14 protein-coding genes and 1 pseudogene are annotated in these 20,903 nt (G+C 38.7%); 6 read left to right on the top strand and 9 right to left on the bottom strand.

All coding sequences use genetic code 11. The features are described from left to right. The first annotated feature begins 8 nt into the window (after nucleotides 1-8). Nucleotides 9-1,175 carry a glycosyltransferase family 4 protein gene (locus ADA55_RS23085; RefSeq protein ID WP_048687839.1) on the top strand — a complete coding sequence of 389 codons (1,167 nt, stop codon included), beginning with the start codon at nucleotides 9-11 and terminating at the stop codon, nucleotides 1,173-1,175. 38 nt (nucleotides 1,176-1,213) lie between these two features. Here the strand turns inward: ADA55_RS23085 and tagH are convergent, their stop codons facing one another. The 5 genes and pseudogenes from tagH to ADA55_RS23060 form a co-directional block, all read right to left on the bottom strand. Then, nucleotides 1,214-2,011, bottom strand: coding sequence for a teichoic acids export ABC transporter ATP-binding subunit TagH (gene tagH, locus ADA55_RS23080; protein ID WP_034315705.1), 798 nt, complete (start codon nucleotides 2,009-2,011; stop codon nucleotides 1,214-1,216). A gap of 17 nt (nucleotides 2,012-2,028) precedes the next feature. After that, nucleotides 2,029-2,826: an ABC transporter permease gene (locus ADA55_RS23075; protein WP_034315708.1), complete on the bottom strand. Its 798-nt coding sequence runs from the start codon at nucleotides 2,824-2,826 to the stop codon at nucleotides 2,029-2,031. 3 nt (nucleotides 2,827-2,829) lie between these two features. Further along, nucleotides 2,830-4,035, bottom strand: a pseudogene (locus tag ADA55_RS23070) (CDP-glycerol glycerophosphotransferase family protein); the annotation flags it as partial. 136 nt (nucleotides 4,036-4,171) lie between these two features. After that, nucleotides 4,172-5,710, bottom strand: coding sequence for a glycosyltransferase family 2 protein (locus tag ADA55_RS23065; protein ID WP_048687836.1), 1,539 nt, complete (start codon nucleotides 5,708-5,710; stop codon nucleotides 4,172-4,174). A 96-nt stretch (nucleotides 5,711-5,806) separates the two neighbouring features. Continuing rightward, on the bottom strand, nucleotides 5,807-9,136 hold the full coding sequence (locus ADA55_RS23060) for a CDP-glycerol glycerophosphotransferase family protein (protein WP_048687835.1): 3,330 nt from the start codon (nucleotides 9,134-9,136) through the stop codon (nucleotides 5,807-5,809). 887 nt (nucleotides 9,137-10,023) lie between these two features. Between ADA55_RS23060 and tagD the strand changes: the two genes are divergently transcribed. The 4 genes from tagD to ADA55_RS23040 all read left to right on the top strand — a co-directional run bounded on the left by tagD (nucleotide 10,024) and on the right by ADA55_RS23040 (nucleotide 14,116). After that, nucleotides 10,024-10,422: a glycerol-3-phosphate cytidylyltransferase gene (gene tagD / locus ADA55_RS23055; protein WP_034315711.1), complete on the top strand. Its 399-nt coding sequence runs from the start codon at nucleotides 10,024-10,026 to the stop codon at nucleotides 10,420-10,422. After that, nucleotides 10,415-11,578: a CDP-glycerol glycerophosphotransferase family protein gene (locus tag ADA55_RS23050; RefSeq protein ID WP_048687833.1), complete on the top strand. Its 1,164-nt coding sequence runs from the start codon at nucleotides 10,415-10,417 to the stop codon at nucleotides 11,576-11,578. Before tagD ends, ADA55_RS23050 begins: the two co-directional genes overlap by 8 nt. A gap of 293 nt (nucleotides 11,579-11,871) precedes the next feature. Further along, complete coding sequence (locus ADA55_RS23045) at nucleotides 11,872-12,912, top strand: LysM peptidoglycan-binding domain-containing protein (protein ID WP_048687831.1); 1,041 nt, start codon at nucleotides 11,872-11,874, stop codon at nucleotides 12,910-12,912. A 277-nt stretch (nucleotides 12,913-13,189) separates the two neighbouring features. Continuing rightward, complete coding sequence (locus ADA55_RS23040) at nucleotides 13,190-14,116, top strand: LCP family protein (RefSeq protein ID WP_048687829.1); 927 nt, start codon at nucleotides 13,190-13,192, stop codon at nucleotides 14,114-14,116. A gap of 17 nt (nucleotides 14,117-14,133) precedes the next feature. Here the strand turns inward: ADA55_RS23040 and ADA55_RS23035 are convergent, their stop codons facing one another. From ADA55_RS23035 to secA, 4 genes are all read right to left on the bottom strand, one after another. Then, entirely contained in the window at nucleotides 14,134-15,924 is a 1,791-nt protein-coding gene (locus ADA55_RS23035; RefSeq protein ID WP_048687827.1) for an LTA synthase family protein, read from the bottom strand. A gap of 76 nt (nucleotides 15,925-16,000) precedes the next feature. After that, the gene (locus ADA55_RS29685; RefSeq protein ID WP_142398479.1) at nucleotides 16,001-16,183 is read right to left on the bottom strand and encodes a hypothetical protein; all 183 of its coding nucleotides are present in this window, start codon (nucleotides 16,181-16,183) and stop codon (nucleotides 16,001-16,003) included. Further along, nucleotides 16,168-16,629, bottom strand: coding sequence for an SLAP domain-containing protein (locus tag ADA55_RS23030; protein ID WP_048687877.1), 462 nt, complete (start codon nucleotides 16,627-16,629; stop codon nucleotides 16,168-16,170). The genes ADA55_RS29685 and ADA55_RS23030 overlap by 16 nt, the downstream gene beginning before the upstream one ends. Next, on the bottom strand, nucleotides 16,626-19,004 hold the full coding sequence (gene secA / locus ADA55_RS23025) for a preprotein translocase subunit SecA (protein WP_048687826.1): 2,379 nt from the start codon (nucleotides 19,002-19,004) through the stop codon (nucleotides 16,626-16,628). Before secA ends, ADA55_RS23030 begins: the two co-directional genes overlap by 4 nt. Before the next feature lie 255 nt (nucleotides 19,005-19,259). Here secA and ADA55_RS23020 point away from each other — a divergent pair, with 255 nt between their 5' ends. Then, nucleotides 19,260-20,684, top strand: coding sequence for an alkaline phosphatase (locus ADA55_RS23020; protein ID WP_082162898.1), 1,425 nt, complete (start codon nucleotides 19,260-19,262; stop codon nucleotides 20,682-20,684). The last annotated feature ends 219 nt before the right edge of the window (nucleotides 20,685-20,903 follow it).

Here is a 20,903-nt window from a genome sequence, read left to right as displayed (position 1 = left end):
GTGCCATTATGAACATTTTAATCACAACCATTTTCAACTACCCTCATGAAGGAGGGCTATCGAGCCATATCACTACGTTAAAAAAGGGTTTAATGACACGGGGCCATAATGTGGATATATTATCTTTTTCTCAATTACCAGCTTTCAAGAGGAAGATGCTCGCCCAGGCTCCAGGATTTTTATTAAATAAAGTAAAACAGGGGAGCGGCCAGCTTTTCAATGATCGGCAACGCCAAAAATTATTGGCTTCATCTATTAATGCCTTGAAAAAGAACTATGATGTCATTAATGCCCAAGACATTTTCGCAACGCTCGCTTCCATCGAATCCGGGATACCAACGGTGCAAACCGTCCATGGGTATTATTCATTCGAGGCAGTCAGCAGGGGCGCCCTTCTTCCGGACAGTGAAGAAGATTTGATCATTCGCGAGCTAGAAAGAAAAGCTTATCAGTCCGCTGCAAAAGTTGTGACGGTCGATCAAAGGATCAAAGACTATATAAATCATTTGGCACATATAGAGGCGGATACGATCAAGAACTTCATTGACGTGTCTGCTTTTAAACCGGAGATGGCAAAGCGGGAGCAAACTCGCCGGGACTTTCAAATACCGCTACATAAAAAGATGCTTTTCGTTCCGAGAAGAATGACGGAAAAGAACGGTGTCATCTACCCGCTCCTTGCTTTGCCGGAGGTGCTGGAAAACCATCCTGAAACGGTTTTGGTCTATGCAGGTACAGGGGAACAGCGAAGCCGGCTAGAGGAAACCGCAGCCAGTCTCAATATATCCGCTTCCGTACTTTTCCTGGGTTCTGTGCCGTTCGAGAAAATGCATAACCTCTATGAAGCATCGGACATCGTACTCATCCCTAGCGTTCATTCCCACGGGGTGGAAGAAGCGACTTCCATTTCCGCTTTAGAAGCGATGAGTTGCCGCTCACCCGTCATTGCAAGCGCAATCGGAGGTTTAAAGGAGATTCTCATTGATGGCGAAGATGGCCTTTTAGTAGAGGAAAAAAATAAAGAAGCACTTGCACAAGCCATCTCCCTTCTGCTTAAAGACCCTGAATATGCAGCAAAGTTAGCTTCGAAAGCAAGGTGTAAAATGGAAAGTGAATACTCCCACCTTTCAGCGGCCGAGCGGTTTGAGAAAGCTTATGTTGAAGTGCTTAACTAAAAAAAAGCAGACCCGAAGCCCGGGTCTGCTTTTCACTTTCATACCAGTGCGGAACTACGCCTTTTCATTTGCTCTTCACGGTATTTTTTCTGTTCTTGTTTAGACATGGCGTTATATTCTTTTAAGAATGCCTCATATTGCGGCATTACTTCCTTCATGGCACCGTATGCCTTTAACTCTCCATATTCAAGCCATAATGCCTTTTGGCAAAATTTCTTCATCTGACCGATTGAATGGCTGACAAAGAACATCGTTTTGCCCTTTGCCTTAAATTCGTTCATTTTCTCTAAACACTTTTCAGCAAAGTTTTTATCCCCGACTGATAAGGCTTCATCAATAATCAGGATATCTGGATCGATATGCACGGAAATGGAAAAACCAAGCCTGGACTTCATGCCGCTTGAGTAGGATTTCACCGGTTGGTCAATGAACTTACCAAGTTCCGAAAACTCAATGATCTCAGGCTCAAGTTCTTTGATCCGATTTTTATCGAATCCGAGCATCAGCATTTTCAGTTCGATGTTTTCCCGGCCCGTCAACTGATTATTCAGGCCCGATGAAACGGCAATCAAAGCCGTTTTCCCATTAGTTTGGACATTTCCGTCCGTAGGCGGGACAATGCCTGCAATAATATTGGACAATGTGGATTTACCTGATCCGTTGACCCCGACAAAACCTATTACATCGCCCTTTTCTGCTTCAAAACTAACATTCCTCAGAGCGAAGTACTCTTCCCCATAGCTTTTAGGCAAAAGGAGATCCAATAATTTTTCCGAGTTTTTATTATATAATTTATATTTTTTCGTTATATCTTTGACTATTACCGATTTTTCCAAATTTTCTCACTTCCAGTTTACTTAAAGTCAACAAAGCGATCTCTGAACCTGACATGCAGCGAGGAACCTATCATAAACAAGATGATAACGACTGCCCAGAAATAAAGCGTATACTCCCAATGCGCTATCAGATACCATGATTCCCCCAACAACGAAGCTCGATACCCTTCCACAATATAATATAGTGGATTCAGCTTCATGATGTTGACTATGGTAGGGTGTTCCTTAGCATCCATTACCCAAAGGATTGGTGTTAAATAAAACATGACTTTCATTAAGGACACGATGATATTATGAACGTCACGAATGATGGTTGATAATGTTGAAGTGATTAAACCCAATGAAAATAACAGCAAGACCGTCGCTGCAACATAATACGGCAGTTGCAAGATGTAGAGTGTAGGGAGGTAACCTGTAAACCCTAATAGGATGATGATGACTCCCAGCAGCATGAGATGCTGATACAACTTAGCAAAGATGACATACGATGGAATCACACTCATCGGAAAGCTCATCTTGGATACCATATTCATTCGGGAATAGACGGATTTGGACGTTTGGGTTATGGCCGGGTTCACAAAGAACCAGACAACGATCCCTGCCATCAGCCATGGAAGGAAATCATCCCCGCGATTTAAGATGATAAATCCAAATACAAACCAATAAATCGCAATCTGTATCATCGGATTGATGATTTCCCATAGGACTCCCAGGTAGTTACTGCTGTTGGCACTTTTCACCTCATAAACAGATAAACGCCTTACCAAATAAAAATGTTTGATTTGTTCTTTTAAAACGGTCAAAGCTGAACTCATAAATTACACAGACCTTCCTAAAAACACTTTTTCTACGACACGGCGTGAAGCCTGGCCATCCTCGAGTGCACAAAACCGCTCGTGAAAATGATTGATATCATTGGTATTTTCATATTTCATCGTCTTGATACTATCAATGACCGCATCAGATGTTTTGACTAACAAACCTGGTGCATTCTTTTCGAAATCAAAGTAAAATCCGCGAAGCTTATCCCTGTAATTTTCAATATCATATACATAGAAAAGCATCGGACGCTGTAAATTTGCGTAATCAAAGAATACGGATGAATAATCGGTTATTAATAAATCCGAAATAAGATACAAATGACTAATATCTTCGTAACTGGATAAATCATAGGCGAATCCTTGATACGCCGATAAATCCAAGTTCTCAGAAACCAAATAATGAAGACGGAGCAAAATGACATACTCCTCCCCCAATTCCCGTTTCATTCGATCCAGATCCAGTTTTATTTCGAACTTATATTTTCCCTTGCTATAAAACTCATCATCTCTCCAAGTCGGGGCATATAAAACGATCTTTTTCTCTATTGGTATACCCAACTTCTGTTTCAATGAGTCGATTGTATCACGATTATTCCCGTTGTAAAGGATATCATTACGAGGATAACCTGTTTCCAGAATTTTAGAGGTATCGACATTGAAGGCCCGGGCAAAGATTTCACTTGAATAAGCATTCGGTGAAATTAAATAATCCCATTTACTTGATTCGGCATGGAAATTTTCTTTATATTTATCCGTCGTCGTTCCAGGCATATGAACTTCATTCATATCCGCCGCAAGTTTCTTTAGTGGAGTACCATGCCACGTTTGCAAATAGATCGTGTGCTTCGGCTTCGGAATCCAAAGCGGGAGCCTGCTGTTCGTCACCCAATAACGGGCCCTTGTCATTTTGAGCAGCCAACTGAATGAAAAACGATCGAGATATGGAATGCCTGCCTCTTCGAAAAGAGCTGCATACTTTTTATCTACGCTCCAATACATTTTATATTCAGGATGGTTACTCTGCAAGTATTCATAAATCGCCCGGGGATTACAGCTATACTGCTTGCCCAAAAAGCTCTCAAAAATGACAAGCTTCTGGTCCACTGGCAACACTGTGCCAGCAAATGCAAAAGCCATTTTATATCCTCTTAAAATAATTGCTTTAGCCTTATTTTTAACTAGCGATAGAAAGGAAGGTCTCTTTGAGGTTTGTACTTTTTCATTTGACATATCCGATCTCCCTTTTTATTGATTAATGATCATTGAACCATGCTAATTTCAAACCAAAAATAAGCTCACCCAATAAAAGGGAGAGCTTATTTTTGGCGTACTTCTACAGCTACTCCAAAGACTTAATTGCCAGTCCCAAATTATTTGCCACTGTTGTATAAAACTCCACATTTTTCTTATTATACGTCATCTTATTTTTCAGGATCCTTTTAATATTCATCAATTGATAATCATTGTAGCGAATGAACACTGTAAATAATGACATTTCCAATTTATCAATTTCTTCTAAAGAAACAGTAAACTGACCTATATTACCGTCTATTTGAACTTCGCAATTGATTTCATTGTCCATTCTTTTTCGATCACGTATCAATACAGAATCTATGTTGTTTATATCATCACCATAAATCTCAAAACTTTGGTGATAGACATTATCCATGATAAAGGAATCCAATGCACGGGCAAGCATCGGTATCCTGACAAAGCGATATTCGTCTTCCAGAAATGGAAGTTCATAATATGGTAAACCATCTTTAATATGATACTTTTTATTTGAATCTCGCTTTAACCATTCAAATAACTTCACGAAATCCTCAATGCGATCGCCCATGAATAATTCAAGAGCCAATTTATAAACAGGCACCTTAAATTCATCCTTAAAGTCATATGACAGGTTTTTCGCAGTTTCGACAGCTTCCCTTAATATTTCTATAAAATCTTCTTTATTCTTGGATTTCACAAAAGTTTGGCTGTCGAACGTTTTTACAATATCGTACTCATAAATCCGGTTAAGGGCCACCTTTTTCAATTCGATGGCAATGTCCTTGGATTGAATATACTTTATTATGTCGATATCCGCTTTTCTTTTTTCCAGCACATTCGTAACACGTGTTAAAGAAGAGGGATTTTCTGAAGTCCTATTGACATAATAAATAGGCTTTTTAGTAGTTGATACTGCTCTGACTTTAAAGAAAACATCAGTAAAGAACCATTTATCTTCACCGAATTTCATATTCGGAAAACCAATTTCATTTTCTTTAATCATAGGCAGATTCATCATCCTGGCCGTTGGACCCATATGATAAAAAAAGTGCGGAACATCCATTGGGGTGATGCTTCTTCTTTCTTTAATGGAAGCAAACTCACCGATGACACTCTCTGCCTCAGATTCGACTTTTACCGTTTTGCCCACTACATAATCATCACCGGTTTCCTCCAGGATGTTATAGAGGCTTTCCAGTCCATCATGGGCAAGCCAGTCATCCGCGTCTAAAAAAGTTATATATTTGGATGTTCCCAACTCTATTCCAATGTTTCTGGGGGTCCCAGGTGACCCATTATTTTCTTGAAGAGTAACTGAACAGATATTTTTATATTTAGCTGTATACTCCTGAATGATTTTATTGGTAGCATCAGTCGAACAATCGTCAATAATGATATATTCAATCTGATCTATACCCATTGTCTGATTTATTACTGATTCAATCGTTTTTCTGATGAATTTTTCAGCATTATAAGCAGCCGTGACTACAGTGACCCTTTTTTCTTTTCCTAAAAATTTATTCCTTAAGCCAACAGGGTTATTTTTTATTGAAATATTACCGCTCTTTAAAAGTTCCCTCGCCTTTTGACGTACCAAGAAATTCATACGATTCCCTCCTTTTAAGTAGAGGTAACATAGATGTTTCTATCAGGCAGCCAGTTACCAGTTACTTAAAAGCAACAATACCCTTTATTTAAGGAATCAATCATTAAAAAATTTATCCACGATTCTCTGTGTAGCTTTACCATCCTCTATTCCACAATACTTCTCTCTAAATAAACCATATCTCTCTTTGTATTGCATGTTTATTTCATCAATATTGGTAATAGTATCGATAATCTCCTCAGTCGTTTTTAAAAATGGACCTGGTGCTTCCTTTTCAAAGTCCATATAGAATCCGCGGATGTTATCTCTGTAATCTTCCAAGTCATACGTGTAGTACAAAATCGGCCGGGCAGTATTAGCAAAATCGAACATTACGGAAGAATAATCCGTAATCAATATATCAGAAATCAGGTAAAGTTCCTGGATATCTGAATAATTGGATACATTTATCACGAAATCCTCGAATTCGCTCGGAATGCTCAGATTATTACTTATAACAACATGCATCCTTAACAACAGGATATATTCATCCCCTAGTTCTTCCTTCATTCTTTCCAAATCAAATTTCAGCTCGAAAATGAATTTATTATTTTTCGAAGTTTGATTATCCCGGAATGTAGGAGCATATAAGATGACTTTTTTTCCTTTTGGTATCTTCAGTTTTTCCATCACTGAGTCGGCAACCATTGAAGCATCTTCCTTGTAAAACAAATCATTTCTCGGATATCCCGTTTCCAATATTTCCCCTTCATATTTGAAAGCACTTCTGAAGGCTTTGGATGCGTATGGACTTGGTGATATTAAATAATCCCAAGTTCTCGTTGCACCATGCACCCGATTCAAGTACCCCTCGTCTCTTCCTTGAATATTATCGATATCAAACAGCATTTTTTTCAAAGGGGTTCCATGCCAAGTCTGAATATATGTCGTTTCCTTCCTTTTGCTTAAATAAGTAGGGAAGTTTTGATTATTTATCCAATAACCTGCTTTGGCTAAATAATAATAATATTCCGGGCTTAGGCGTTTGATCAGCTTCGTATTCTTTCCTTTTATCGGTAAATTACCATTATACACCCAAACTTTTTTATATTTATTATCCCTTTTGACCAGTTCTTCATAAATATATTTGGGGCTATCGGAGAATTGCTTCCCTATCCCACTTTCAAAAAGAATAAGGTTCCGGTCAACCGGTATGACCCTGGACATGATTTTATAAACTTTTTTCATGACAGGGAAATACTGTTCACTTTTCCTAAATCGATTCATAATGAGTTTTGATATCGGGTGGTTATATAATTTAATAAGTGAATTCTGATCTTTTTCTGCATGTTTAATCACTTCGAATATCCTTGAATTAGAATGGACATCCCGATATTTAATAAAACGGTTGGCCTTATCGATATACTTTTTCTTCATGACAAAATCAGTGTTGGCGTATTCGGCTAATACACCTAACAATCCATCCAATTCATCAACGATTTCACCCGGAAGATCGTTATCCAAATCCAAATGTGACGGTCTTTTCCCTATGAAACGATCTCTATCAAATTGATAGTAAATAACCGGTTTATGCAGGAAACTAAAGTCGAAAGCAACACTTGAATAGTCCGTGATCATAATCGCACTTTCCTTAATTAACCTTTGGACATCCACTTCACCCTGACTAATCACCCGAACAGGGGCATCTTTAAAATAAGACGTGAATTTCTGCATATTAGGGTGAAGGCAAAAAATGATTTCAAACCCATTATTTTTAGATAACTCATGTAAAACCGGGTGATTCACCAAGTTCTGATACCTTTCGAAATACTCGCTTTCCAAAAATATTTCATCGGATGTAATCCAATCTCGCCATGTCGGAATGATCAGTAATTGCCGCTTTGTTAAAACATCATCCTTAAATAGTGAGTCGAACCTAGAAAGTCCGGTCGTGAATACTTCCTTCTCGTTGTATCCAAAATCCGTTACGATCATATCCTTTTCGAAGTCTGAACTAACTAGAAAAACATCCGTACTAAAACCGGAGGATGCATTTTTGCCGTAGTTTGCAACCATGTTCTTAGTGCCCATTACACCATGTTGAAGAAATACTTTAACTCCCTTAACACGATTTTTAAATTCAGATGTTCTTAAAGGATATAAATAATCCGGATGATGTGATGAAATGATACGTGTCGATTCCATTGTCTTTTTTATATGGTCCTTTGACTTGAAATAAAGGATATTTCCAAAGGGCTCGACGTTCTTGGCTTCCACGGAATTTTCTTCTATTACATAATACACTTCTTTTTCAGGGTGGTTTTCCCTCATATATTTAAAAAAGTGGTATCCGGTATCTTGGGCTTTATAAGTTCTTTCACCAATTAGCCAAACATCCTTTTTCTTTTTAAATAGGGCCAGGAAACGCCTCCATCCCATCATCTTTTTTAAATATCGATAACTTTCCGTAGAGAAGTTAAACACTTCCAAAGATAAATTGGATGCTTTAAAGGTATAATATGGATTGATGATGGCCACTCCATTATTCGAGCTCACATCGGTCTTTTTTGTAAATAATTTAGTTCTCGTGGTTGGTCTTCCGACGCGTACCATTTTCGGCTCTTCCTGATCATGTAAATGTAATTTCATGTAAATATCATAGACATCATCTTCCAAATCCACACTGACTAATTGTTCTAAATCCAATTTCAAATCATATATATAACGATTCAGTCCAAATTTCTTAATATTCATTTCCTTATTATGAATAAAAGATAGATTGGCCTGATATTCTTTGCCACTTTGTCTTCCTCTAACTAGGCCCTCACCTTTTATGATCGCGGAATGCTTGGTGAAGATTTGACCATTAACCTGCATGGTCTTCGAATTGTTTTTGATTTTTTCAATTTGAGACTTAATCTGAATTTTAGGGGTTTTATTGATGTAAAGAGATATATTTCCTTTATTCGTTATCGAGAATATACTTTGTTTATCTTCATAGGTGAAAATACTTAAATTGTTCGTGTACGTCTCCTGAAAACGCCCTAGACGAATTGGAAATTCAATATGAACCTGTTCGTTCTCTTCTACATATTCAGCTTTATGTTCGATATTAAGTATTGTTTTCTTACTCAGCTTTTCAATCGGAACGGCTACCTTTATATAACAGTCATAAACAGTCGGTTCATCATCTGCTAATTTCCTCATTAAATCTTTCATATCTACTTTAAAATCAAATTTAGACGAGCTCACTGATTCAGCTATTTTTATTTTTTGATCTTCATTTTCCCTAGAATGTAGCCATAGTTCTTTTGCGCAATAATGTTCTATTGAGAATTCTCCTTTAATCAATAGCATATTTTCTTCTTGCGCAATGGTCAGAACTTGTTTCAGCTTAATTTTAGGCGCTTTTTTTGCTTTCCCTTTTCCAAGAAGCTTTTTAATCATTTTAGACCACCTATAACAAATTATTTATTTAAATAAAAATGAATCATTCATTGTACTTTAAAATCATAAACTTTTTTTGGTTTTTCCTCAATATCATTAAACAGACAGGTAGATTTCCTGTATTTTCCCTTCAATTCCTCTTATGAACAAAAAAGAAAAAACCAGGTGATTCATTGTCGTATTGAAACAAAAAAACCGCAAAAATCATATGCATGTCCTTCCATGTTGCCAGAATGGAAAGGGAATAGCAAAAACATGTCTTTCAATTACAAAGAAGTCTTCTTACTATCAAAGTGAACGCTTTCAAAACAGGTCAACCGTTTATATTTTCCCCTCATTAAATGGATCCATAAAAGTTAAGCGATAGATTTATGGCCGATAGATACCATCCTCTGTCCTTTACCTTTCACTATTAGAAAACAGGGATTTATTAAGCCCCTCTAGTTGTTCTCTCTTAAACGTGGTAAAATTGTGAGTGGCTTTTCTGATTGCAGCAAGAATGATGAAATCTTTCTTCATTCATTAATGTGAGGGAAATTATTTTTAAATATCATTTAGTATAAATCCTTACATTAATTATAGACACTTTATTATGCCCTTTAGTGCCATACAAATTAGTCAACATTTAATTTTAACTTAAAAATTAATATTTACAAGAATCATCAATGTAAAAAATTGTGGTTTATTTGTAAAAAAATTGTGGTTTATTTGTAAAGCTATTAAGTTATAATTAGTTAGAGAATGCCATTGCCTAAATATATAGGAATACAACTAGCAGAATTAAAATGCTGGTTGCCTGTTTTATTGTTCCATTTCATATTCTAATAGACCAAATATATATTAATTTGATTGAATAACAGTTCAAGAGTCTTAAAGGAGGAATAAAAATGAAAAAAGTAATCACTTACGGAACCTTTGATTTGCTTCATTGGGGTCATATCAATCTATTAAAACGTGCTAAAGATTTAGGGGATTATCTGATCGTTGCCATTTCTACGGATGAATTCAATGCTTTAAAAGATAAAAAAGCTTATCACAGCTTTGAAAACCGAAAAATGATCCTGGAATCAATTCGTTATGTGGATGAAGTCATACCTGAAGACAATTGGGAACAAAAGAAGGAAGACATCGTTCGTGAAGGTGTGGATATCTTTGTAATGGGTGATGACTGGAAAGGCCAATTCGATGAATTATCCGAAGTTTGTGAAGTGGTCTACCTTCCAAGGACAATCGGCATTTCTACTTCCCAAATTAAAGATGACCTTCTACAAGTTACTAATGGCTAAAGAATTCGCGATAGGGGTTTATCTTTTTTGTTTCAAAGTTTTATTCTCTATCTTTAAACTTTTCCCTTTATATGACAAAACGACCTTTGTCACATCATTCGGGGACAATTGCCAATATATCGCAGATGAAATGGACAAGCAGGACATTTCCGTTCAAAAAGTATTTTTAATGAAATCAAGCAGCTCTATACAAGTTAAGGACGATGGGGAAACCATCGTCCTTCCGTTTGAATCAAAAAATATCAGTGCCATGATCCGATCGATTTATCATCTGGCTACTTCAAAATGGATTATCATCGATAATTATTTTGGCTTTCTTTCAGCCATTTCATTCAAAAAGCAAGTGACATGCGTGCAAGTGTGGCATGCGGCCGGTGCCGTAAAGCAATTCGGAGCAAAAGACCCTTCCATTAAAAACCGTTCAGCCGGTGCAAGGAAAAGATTTTTTGAGGTATATGATAAATTCGATTATGTTACGGCAGGTTCAGAGAGAATGGCCGAGATTTATCAAGAAAGTTTCCAACTGCCGGCATCCCATATCCTAAGGACCGGGATACCTCGGACCGATTTCTTTTTTAATGATGAATCAAAAAGGACTGCCCGTAATGCTTTGCTGGCCAAGTATCCAGAACTTGAGCATAAGAAAATCATGTTATATGCCCCTACATTTCGTAATGACGGCTTGAACAACGGAAAGATTGCTCTTGATTTGGAATTGCTCTACAAGGAACTTAAGGGCGAAAATTATGCGTTATTACTAAAGCTGCATCCAGCTGTAAAAGCAGAGCATGATTTACAAGATAAATTCCCGGGATTCATTTTCCCTGTCAATAGTGACTTTCACGTTAATCAACTGCTGATCAGTACGGATCTTTTAATAACCGATTACTCATCGATTCCATTTGAATTCTCTTTTTTGGGAAGACCCATGATATTCTTTGCATATGACTTAGAAAAGTATGTGCAGGAACGGGGATTCTGGGAGGATTACTCTTCTTCCATGCCCGGACCCGTGGTATCCACCACAGAAGAGCTCTTGAGGAAAATCCGTACCGCCGATCATTCATTAATGAAGATCGCTTCCTTTAACCAAAAATGGAATGAATACTCCACGGGAAAATCAAGCAGGAATTTAGTTGATTTCCTTTTTAAATAAAACCACCCACTTCGTAAAACGAAGTGGGTTTTCTATTTTTCCATAAACACTGAGCGGGAATGCATATCCCAAAAAAAGGTGCATTTTTACAGCAAATGACAAAGAGAAAGGCGAAACTCCAAAATGTGAAAAAAGACTCACAATATAGAAAATATTGTAGATTACAATACTCAATCGCCACCAATATAAACCAGTAAAATACTACTATTTTCCCCTTGTAACAAAAATGTAATATGTTTAAACCCATTTATTTTGTTAGAATAGGGAAAAAGACATATTTGAGGTGGAAAACCGTGAAAAAAAGTGTTGTCGCATTTTCGACATTAGCCATTTTATCTTCGACTTTTGTTTCTCCTGCCCTTGCCGGTACATATACAGTCAAAAGCGGTGATAACCTAAGTAAAATTGCCCAGAAGCATAATACGACGGTAAAAGACTTAAAACAGCTTAATAACTTAAAATCAGACTTCTTGAGAATCAATCAAAAATTAATTACACCCAACTCCAAAACAACATCAAATGCTTCTTCAGTTTCCATGAAAACAACAAAGAAAACCACATATACCATTGTTTCAGGTGATACCTTAACCAGGATAGCAAACAAGCATAACCTTACACTTGCTGAATTGATGAAAATGAATAACTTAAAATCCGATAGAATTTATGCAGGCGCCAAACTTATCGTATCCAAATCAACCACCACCACTACCATTGATTTACCCGGCAGCTCCAAACCATCCAGTGGTACACAGACCCCAGCCAATTCGTCTACATACATTGTGGTAAAAGGTGATACTCTTTCCAATATTTCCAGAAAAACAAACTTGACTGTAGCCCAGCTTAAATCAATCAACTCGTTAAAGTCCGATTTAATCAGAGTGGGGCAAAAACTGAAATTAAGTAAATCGGCAAGCACTGCCCCTGCAGATAAAAACGATGGTGGAAAAGTGGAAGCCCCAAGTTCAGGAAACAAAGTGGCCAAGCTCGTTTCCGAAGCAAAGAAATTGATCGGCACACCTTATTCGTGGGCGGGTTCCTCCCCATCAGGATTCGATTGCAGCGGATTCATCTACTATACGTTCAAGAAGGCTGGGTATGATGTTCCAAGGCTTTCATCATCCACCTATTATGATATGGGCAAAAAAGTTACTTCACCGAAAAGCGGCGATCTTATCTTCTTTGCAACGGGTTCCAATAAATCAGTCATAAGCCATATGGGAATTTACTTGGGCGGCGGGGAATTCATTCATGCCTCATCAAGTAAGGGAGTAACGATCAGTACCACTTCAAACTCTTATTTCAAAAGTAAAATCATCGGTTATAGAAGTTTATAAGATTTACTTGCCAGACTTTCTCTTAAAGTCTGGCAAATTTATGGAAAGAATCATAACTTCTTTAACTCTTCTATACAATTTGGGAAAACAATTGAATGCTGTGCAAACGAAGGAATTCAGAATCCTTCGTTTTTTTGAATGAAAAAAGGTAAATATGCACTCTACCTACAAAAAGAAACTATTCTAATTTTGACAAAAAAAAGGTATAGTTAAAAATACCGACTAGGTACTTTTTCACACCTTCCATTTTGTGGGATGGTTAAGGGAGGAATATTAAATGAGATCCGAACATAAAAAAAAGAAAAAGAAACGCAAAACGTTTAAAATAATCGGCTTCACCCTTCTTATCCTTATCATTGGCGCAGGTGTTTATGGCGCTTCAGTATATCAATCATTAGCCGGTGCGATCAGCACTATGCAGGGCACAGCCCATAAAACGGATAAACGTGTAGAGGACATCAAGTTCAAAAGCCAAGATCCATTTTCATTACTGATTCTTGGTGTGGATGAAAGAAAAAATGACTCAGGTCGATCAGATACGATGATTGTCATGACCGTTAATCCTAAAAAAGAGTCGATTGAGTTATTGAGTTTACCGAGAGATACGCGTACAGAGATCGTCGGTAAAGGTATAAATGATAAAATGAACCATGCCTATGCATATGGCGGAGTGGCCATGTCGATAAATACAGTGGAATCCTATTTGGATATCCCGATTGACTATTACGTCAAAATGAATATGGAAGGCTTTCAGGATATTGTGAATGCCGTTGGTGGTGTCAAAGTCGATAATGATATGGACCTTGCCTATAAAGGATATACCTTCAACAAAGGTACAATCGACTTAAATGGTAAAGAGGCCTTGATCTATTCCCGAATCCGTAAAGAAGATCCCCGCGGGGATTATGGACGGCAAATGCGGCAACGCCAAGTTATCCAAGCTGTCATGAAAAAAGGGGCAAGCCTATCAACACTTACCAATTATGACGATATATTCGAAGCTTTAGGTAAAAATGTGGAAACCAATTTAAGTTTCAATCAAATGTTGAGCATTCAAAATAACTACAAATCATCCCTCAAAAATATTGAACAATATACACTTGAAGGTGACAATCAACGGGTAGATGGCGTTTGGTACAACATCGTTCCAGAAGATACAAAGCTTGCAGCCCAAAATCGTGTTAAAGCACATTTGGGATTATAATGGAAGGAGGATGACTTTTATCGGTCATCCTCTTTTTTTACTTCTTTCTCAATTTTTTTAAAGTAATCGGAACGTATCACCTGATCACTCAGATCAATCTCCTTTTGATCTTTTGGTGAAAATCCTTCGACCTTGCCTTCCCCATTTATTTTCATTTGAGAACCATAATCCCCTTTTAATATCAAGGCATCACCCTCTTCCCCATCCAGCATGCTCTCTCCAAAGTATGAAGAACTCTTTATATTGAACAGATCATATAGAGTGGGCAGAATATCGATTTGGCCCGCCACCTTATCTATCGTTCTTCCTTCCATATCCTCCTGATAAATGATCACGGGAATGGGCATATATTTTTCGATCCACTCTTCATCGCTAATTTTACTACCGTAATACGCTTCAACCTCGTGTTTATCTTTTAAGAATAGCCCATCATGATCTCCGTAAATGACAATTACGCTGTCTTTCAATTTCCCGTCATCCTTCAACTTCTTAACGAAATCCCCGATAGCTGAATCTGTATAATGAATGGCTTCGAAATATTTAGTCAGGTAACTATTTTCTTTTCCAACTTCAGGCTTTATTGTTATCTGTTCCTTCGGCAGCGAAAAAGGTACATGGCTGGTCAAAGTAACGAAAAAAGCGTAATAGGGGTTTTGTTTATCTTTTAAGAAATCATAGCTTTGATTAAAGAAACTGCGGTCTCCCAAGCCCATCGAAATCATCTCATCCTGCTTCATATCCTCTATGGAAAGATAGTCATCAAAACCTAGCGAGGGATATGCATGCTGCCTATTCCAAAAGTCTTCTTCATCTCCGTGGAAAGCAAAACTTTGATAATCCGACTTCTTTAATTCCTTGGCAAGACCAGGAAAATCATTATAAGGGAACCGAAAAAAGGTCGCACCTTGCTTTAAAGGAAATAGTCCGGTATTCACGATAAGCTCTCCATCAGATGAATTTCCAAATACCGTCTGCGGATATACATGCGGGAAATACAATCCCCCTTTCGCCAGTTCATTCATGAATGGCGTGACCTCCTGCCCGGCACTGGTTTGAAAGAGCGGAAACGCCTGTAAAGATTCCACCTGGATGATAATGAGATTCTTCCCCTCCAAGGATCCTGAATGGGCATTTTCCTTTCTTTTCTTTTTATTGAAGTAATCAGAAACGGCCTTCTTTTCTTCCGAAGACATTTCATCCCTTCCCGAGTCATTAAAATAGGCATACGCATCCAATGCGTGATGACCGATAGGACCCCAGTTTCGCAAAAAGGTATTTGCCTCATAACGACGGGTTATATCGACTTTGTCGATAAAGATATTCTTGACCGGTTTTAATCCTGCTATCATCAGGAATATTACGGCCGGCACAAGTGCCATATGCTTGAGGGGGTATTTTTTCTTCACAAAAGATTCAGCAATTGGAATGCCTGCCAGAAGAAAGATTGCATCCTTGATTTCCATCATACTGAATATACTTTCACCTAGCCCATTCAGATTGCTTTTTTGCATCCACATATAGGATGTTATAGGTGTCGAATAATAACGATAAAACCAGATGTCCCCAAGGAAAAAGACCATGATTGAAAGAAGGAAAACTGAAAAAATGATGCCCTTTATGATTCGATTCGATATCCATTCCTTCAGATAAACAATAAAACCGGCAACACCGATGATTATCGTAATGATCCCAATAGAAAGATCGTTACCCATCCTATCATTCGTATAAATGAAAAGTATGGCCACGATTAAGAATGACAATAACTCAAATAGCCTCTCCTTCAAGCGTTGATTACGGTTATTCTTCATGCTCCTGCCACTTTCCTCTTCAATATTTCCAAGCCTTGGTTAGGCTAGATTGCGGAAGATTACTTATAAATATTACTTAGCGTTGCCATTTATGAGAAATTGCACACAGAAAATGGCATAAATATTTGGTGCTACTGACTTCCCTTATAAACAAAAAACCTTCATCACTAAAAGGATGAGGGCTTTGCTTTGGCACTCCGGCAAAAAGCTGCCGATTGCCGCTAGACTCATGCAGTTGTTTTTCTACTTTCTCTTCCATTCAAAAGCAATCTTCCAACCTTCATCAGGAATCGATTCCGCCAACATATCCCCTTCCTCGAACAAGAAACGCCATGGCATGCATGAAAGTGCTGGAAGCTCACCAAGCTCTGCAAGATCGAATGTCTTTTTTGCGAGGAATTTTCCATCTCCATCAACTAACAGTAAATCCACGATATCAAAACTGACAGCTTTCTCTATTGAACTTCGCAGAAAAGCCTCTATGATGACATCATCTTCCACCCTAGTCAGCTTGATGCCGGATATTGAAATTTGGTTCGGTTTTAATGCAGGCAGCCTTTGATGGTGGAATTTATATACATATTCCTCTTGCTTGGAAATATCCCACCCCCTGTGAAACATCAGGACAGTATGAACGGTGTCATCATGATTTGCTAACTTAGGTACATCTGAAGCTGCATTATCCCTTTTTCCAAATAAACTCATCGTTCCTCCCCCTCCAAAGAAGCTGCATCTTGCTGATTGCTTTTCATATATTCCATAAAACGGATGCTTATCTCCGCCTCAATTTTACTTAATAGAAGGTTGAATTGACTGAGAGCTGCTTTTTCAAACAACGCATATGGGTCCTGCTGACCATATTCACTTAAACCAATGCCTTCCTTCAAACTGTTCATTTCATCTAAATGGTTCATCCAATTTGTATCGATGTGCTGTAGCATGAAAGCGCGCAACTGGTTTCCCCATTCTGCATCGTCTTGAAAGATCACCAGTCTCGATTCCCATTCAGCTAAAGCCTCCAACACCCTTCCTCCAATTTGGCCTTCTATATCCTTCAAATCACTTTCCTGCCAACCTAACGACAGCAAAACAAAGGTTAGCTCTTCAATTAAGGCAGAGGAGTCAGGCTCCGCTATATGTTCACAGTCATATTTCACTGTGAGCCGAGTAATGTATTTTACGATGTAGTCAAGTAAAATGGCCGACATCCGTTCAGGCTCCATATCAAGAATCCGATCTCTCATTGCATAGATGATTTTACTCTGCTCATTTAATGCATGTTCCAACTTCAATAAGTGATATCGGCTTGATTGATGCATCTGCTCTACCGTTTCCTGAACCATTTTAACGAATTTATCGGGTGCAGGGCCCAGCACCAACCCATTTTCATCCGTTTTGATTTTCTTGATATAACGTCCCATTTCTTCTTCATCATAGTAATTAAACAAATCATCTTCCAAAGAAATGATGAATTGTGTTGAACCAGGATCACCCTGCCGCCCGGAACGTCCTCTTAACTGCATATCGATCCGACGGCTTTCGTGTCGCTCCGTCCCGATAATATGAAGGCCGCCCAATTCCTTGACATCATTCCCAAGTAATATATCCGTTCCTCTCCCAGCCATGTTCGTAGCCAGCATCACTTGTTTTTTTTGCCCGGCCTTCGCAATGATCTCCGCTTCATCCTCTTCCGTCTTCGCATTAAGGATTTGATGTTTAATTTTTCGATTATCCAGTTGAACCGAAATTTTTTCAGATTGCTCAATGGAGGTCGTCCCGATCAGGATAGGTCTGCCTCCATCATGGATCCTTTTTACTTCCGTGACGATTTTGTTGATTTTGCTTGTTTCATCTTTATAAAGCAAATCAATCTCATCCACTCGAATAATAGGCTCATTAGTTGGAATTTCAATGACGGGGAGCTGATATATTTCCTGGAATTCAGACTTTGATGGCATGGCACTCCCTGTCATCCCAGACATTGAATGATATAATCGAAAATAATTTTGGACGGAAATCATAGCCTGTGTTTCATTCTCTTCGGAAATCTCCAATCCCTCCTTTGCCTCAATGGCTTGATGTAGCCCGTCACTGAAGCTTCGCCCTTCCATCACCCTGCCTGTGAATTTATCGATGATTGCAATCTTTCCATCGAAGACAATGTAGTCCACATCCAATTTCATGATTGCCTGCGCTTTCAGCGCCTGTGTAACATTATGTAATAACTCTTGATGCTCCATTCCATACAGATTGTCGATGCCAAAGGCCTCTTCAATCTTGGAAGCACCTTGATCCGTGAAGAAGGCGGACCTTGACTCGATGGAAATCTCGTAATCATCCTTTTCTATAAATGTCTTCATGATTTGCGACGTGATCTGGTGAAGCTCGGTTCCGTCGTTTGCCCTGCCCGCAATGATTAATGGTGTCCTCGCTTCATCAATCAAGATGCTGTCAACCTCATCGACAATGGCAAATCGGTGTCCTCTTTGAACCTTGTCTTCCCTTCGAAAAACCAGATTATCACGCAAATAATCAAAACCGAACTCTGTTGCCGTCCCATACGTGATATCTGCCGCATATGCTTCACGTTTCGCGGAAGGTCCCATTTGGGAAATGTTCAAACCGACCGTCAAACCTAGAAATTCATGAATTTGTCCCATTAACTCTTTATCACGTTTGGCCAAATATTCATTGGCCGTAATAATATGGACACCGTTACCGAACAGTGCATGTAAATAACTAGGCAATGTAGAGACAAGCGTCTTCCCCTCGCCCGTATTCATTTGGGCAATGCCCCCTTCACTCAGGACAAAACCGCCTGCAAGCTGAACATCATGGTGCCTAAGATTCAATACTCGCTTGGAAGCCTCCCTCACGACCGCAAATGCTTCGGCTTGTATATCCAAAATATTATCACCAGCATCCAAAATGCTTTTAAATCTATTCTTCATTCCGCTTAATTCCAGATCTGAGTATTTTTCATATTTACCCTCTAGCCGATTCACTTCTTCTACCAACTTATAAATTCTCTTCAAGTCTTTAGAACCTTCTTTGAAGAACTTTTTCATACTGGATAGCATAGGGTTTTCTCTCCTATTAATTCAATTGACTTTTAGTGAAATTATATCAGTTATGTATTTACTGTTTATAAATTATCGCCTTCATATTGTAATTATATAGAAATTCTTTATTTTTTTGAAAGACAAATTATACAAAAACCGACTCGATGCCGCTAACCATGCTAAAAAGATTAGCTCATCCTTAATATCAGGGAGGGGTTTTTTTATCGATTTAAACAAATAATAGGAAGACTTTCACCCAATGGAGGATTTCAGATGAATAAGACATCCAGATATAAACTCGTACAGCCGCATCGCTTTGGATTATTCGTTCTTATAATTTTCTTTATTAGCATGAGCTCCCCTGTTCAAGCAGAAACTAGAAACACCCCCAAGAATGTCATATTGCTGATTGGCGACGGCATGGGGCTAGGAGCAATAGAAATTGCCCGGCAATTGGAATATGGAAAGACAGGTGTACTACATATGGAAAAACTGGAGCATGTCGCCCTGATGCGCACCTATTCCGCCAATAATTACGTCACTGACTCGGCGGCAGGAGGGTCGGCGATTGCCACTGGTATAAAAACCAACAATGAATCAATCGGTGTCGATGCCAATGGTTCCGAGGTGGATAGTGTATTGGATGCCTTTCAGAACAATGGCAAAAAAGTCGGGATCATCTCAACCAATATGGTTGTCGATGCCACACCCGCTGCCTTTGGTGCAAGTGTGCCTAACCGCTGGACAGGTGGCGCAAATATCGCGAGGCAGCTCTTTGATAACAGGATTGACGTCATTCTTGGCGGTGGTGCCAGCTATTTCGAGGCGGATAAGCAGAATGGCGAGGATTTAATCGCCAAATTTAAACAAGCTGGCTATGGGATTACGACGACTAAAGAAGAACTTAGTTCCATTAATAATCCGGCAAAACTTTTAGGATTATTTCACCCTACCTATATGAATTTTAAACTGGATAAAGAAGTATTACATTCCCAAGAGCCATCCCTCCCCGAAATGACATCCAAAGCATTGGATATTTTATCCCGGGGTGATAAGGGATTCTTCTTGATGGCCGAAGGTGCGCGTATTGACCATATGGAGCATGCAGCCGACATCACTGGAATATGGAAAGAAACCATCGAATTTGACCAAACCGTAAAAGAGGTTGTAGATTGGTCAAAAAATCGAAATGATACGTTGATCGTTGTACTTGCAGACCACGAAACAATGGGGACCTCCGCTTCTGAAACAATGGATATCACGGCATTGAAAAAAATCAGGGTTTCATCTGAATATATGTCCAAACAGCTTACATTCGATAAAAATAATGAAATCAATCCAGAAAGTGTCGTTTCCACATTCAAGAAGTATGCACATATATCCCTTACGGATCAAGAAGTCGATCAATTCATCGATAACGTAAAAAAGAATAAAACGCTTGTCTATCCAAAGCATCAAATCGATTGGGAAATCGGTAGCACCATCGCCAGGCACCATAAGGCGGGCGTAGCTGATCGAAGCATACGGGCGGCCAGTTCCACAGGAGGACACACAGCCAATATGATTCCCGTTTTCGCCTCCGGTCCAGGCAGTGAAGCCTTTGATGGAGTCATTGAAAATACCGATATCTCAAAAATCATCACAAAAGCCGCCGGCGTTCCGTTCACACCCGGTCAGCATAAAACAAAAGAGGAATGAATGCATTCATTCCTCTTTTAAGATTACTCATTAACTGCATTACATCGAATCGAATGTCATTTTTATTGAGGTCAGATAACTCAAGTTATGACGAAGTTTGGGGCATTACTCGCTAGTTTGAGGCATTTACTCTCGTGAATCCATCCTTTACTCTTGAGTTTAGTGCATTTACTCGTGAGTTTTCGCCTTTTACTCGTGAATTTGCAGCATTTACTCGTG

The organism is Bacillus sp. 220_BSPC (assembly GCF_001054655.1).
GTDB lineage: Bacteria > Bacillota > Bacilli > Bacillales > DSM-1321 > Peribacillus > Peribacillus frigoritolerans.
This window is presented reverse-complemented; position numbering and strand designations above follow the sequence as displayed.

What these genes read in the sequence shown, in the direction of transcription:
- ADA55_RS23050 (WP_048687833.1), top strand. Translation starts at nt 10,415, where the DNA reads ATGGCTAAAGAATTCGCGATAGGGGTTTATCTTTTTTGTTTCAAAGTT.
- ADA55_RS23060 (WP_048687835.1), bottom strand. Translation starts at nt 9,136, where the DNA reads ATGATTAAAAAGCTTCTTGGAAAAGGGAAAGCAAAAAAAGCGCCTAAA.
- ADA55_RS23065 (WP_048687836.1), bottom strand. Translation starts at nt 5,710, where the DNA reads ATGAATTTCTTGGTACGTCAAAAGGCGAGGGAACTTTTAAAGAGCGGT.
- secA (WP_048687826.1), bottom strand. Translation starts at nt 19,004, where the DNA reads ATGCTATCCAGTATGAAAAAGTTCTTCAAAGAAGGTTCTAAAGACTTG.
- ADA55_RS29685 (WP_142398479.1), bottom strand. Translation starts at nt 16,183, where the DNA reads ATGGAAGAGAAAGTAGAAAAACAACTGCATGAGTCTAGCGGCAATCGG.
- ADA55_RS23085 (WP_048687839.1), top strand. Translation starts at nt 9, where the DNA reads ATGAACATTTTAATCACAACCATTTTCAACTACCCTCATGAAGGAGGG.
- ADA55_RS23075 (WP_034315708.1), bottom strand. Translation starts at nt 2,826, where the DNA reads ATGAGTTCAGCTTTGACCGTTTTAAAAGAACAAATCAAACATTTTTAT.
- tagD (WP_034315711.1), top strand. Translation starts at nt 10,024, where the DNA reads ATGAAAAAAGTAATCACTTACGGAACCTTTGATTTGCTTCATTGGGGT.
- ADA55_RS23040 (WP_048687829.1), top strand. Translation starts at nt 13,190, where the DNA reads ATGAGATCCGAACATAAAAAAAAGAAAAAGAAACGCAAAACGTTTAAA.
- ADA55_RS23020 (WP_082162898.1), top strand. Translation starts at nt 19,260, where the DNA reads ATGAATAAGACATCCAGATATAAACTCGTACAGCCGCATCGCTTTGGA.
- ADA55_RS23035 (WP_048687827.1), bottom strand. Translation starts at nt 15,924, where the DNA reads ATGAAGAATAACCGTAATCAACGCTTGAAGGAGAGGCTATTTGAGTTA.
- ADA55_RS23030 (WP_048687877.1), bottom strand. Translation starts at nt 16,629, where the DNA reads ATGAGTTTATTTGGAAAAAGGGATAATGCAGCTTCAGATGTACCTAAG.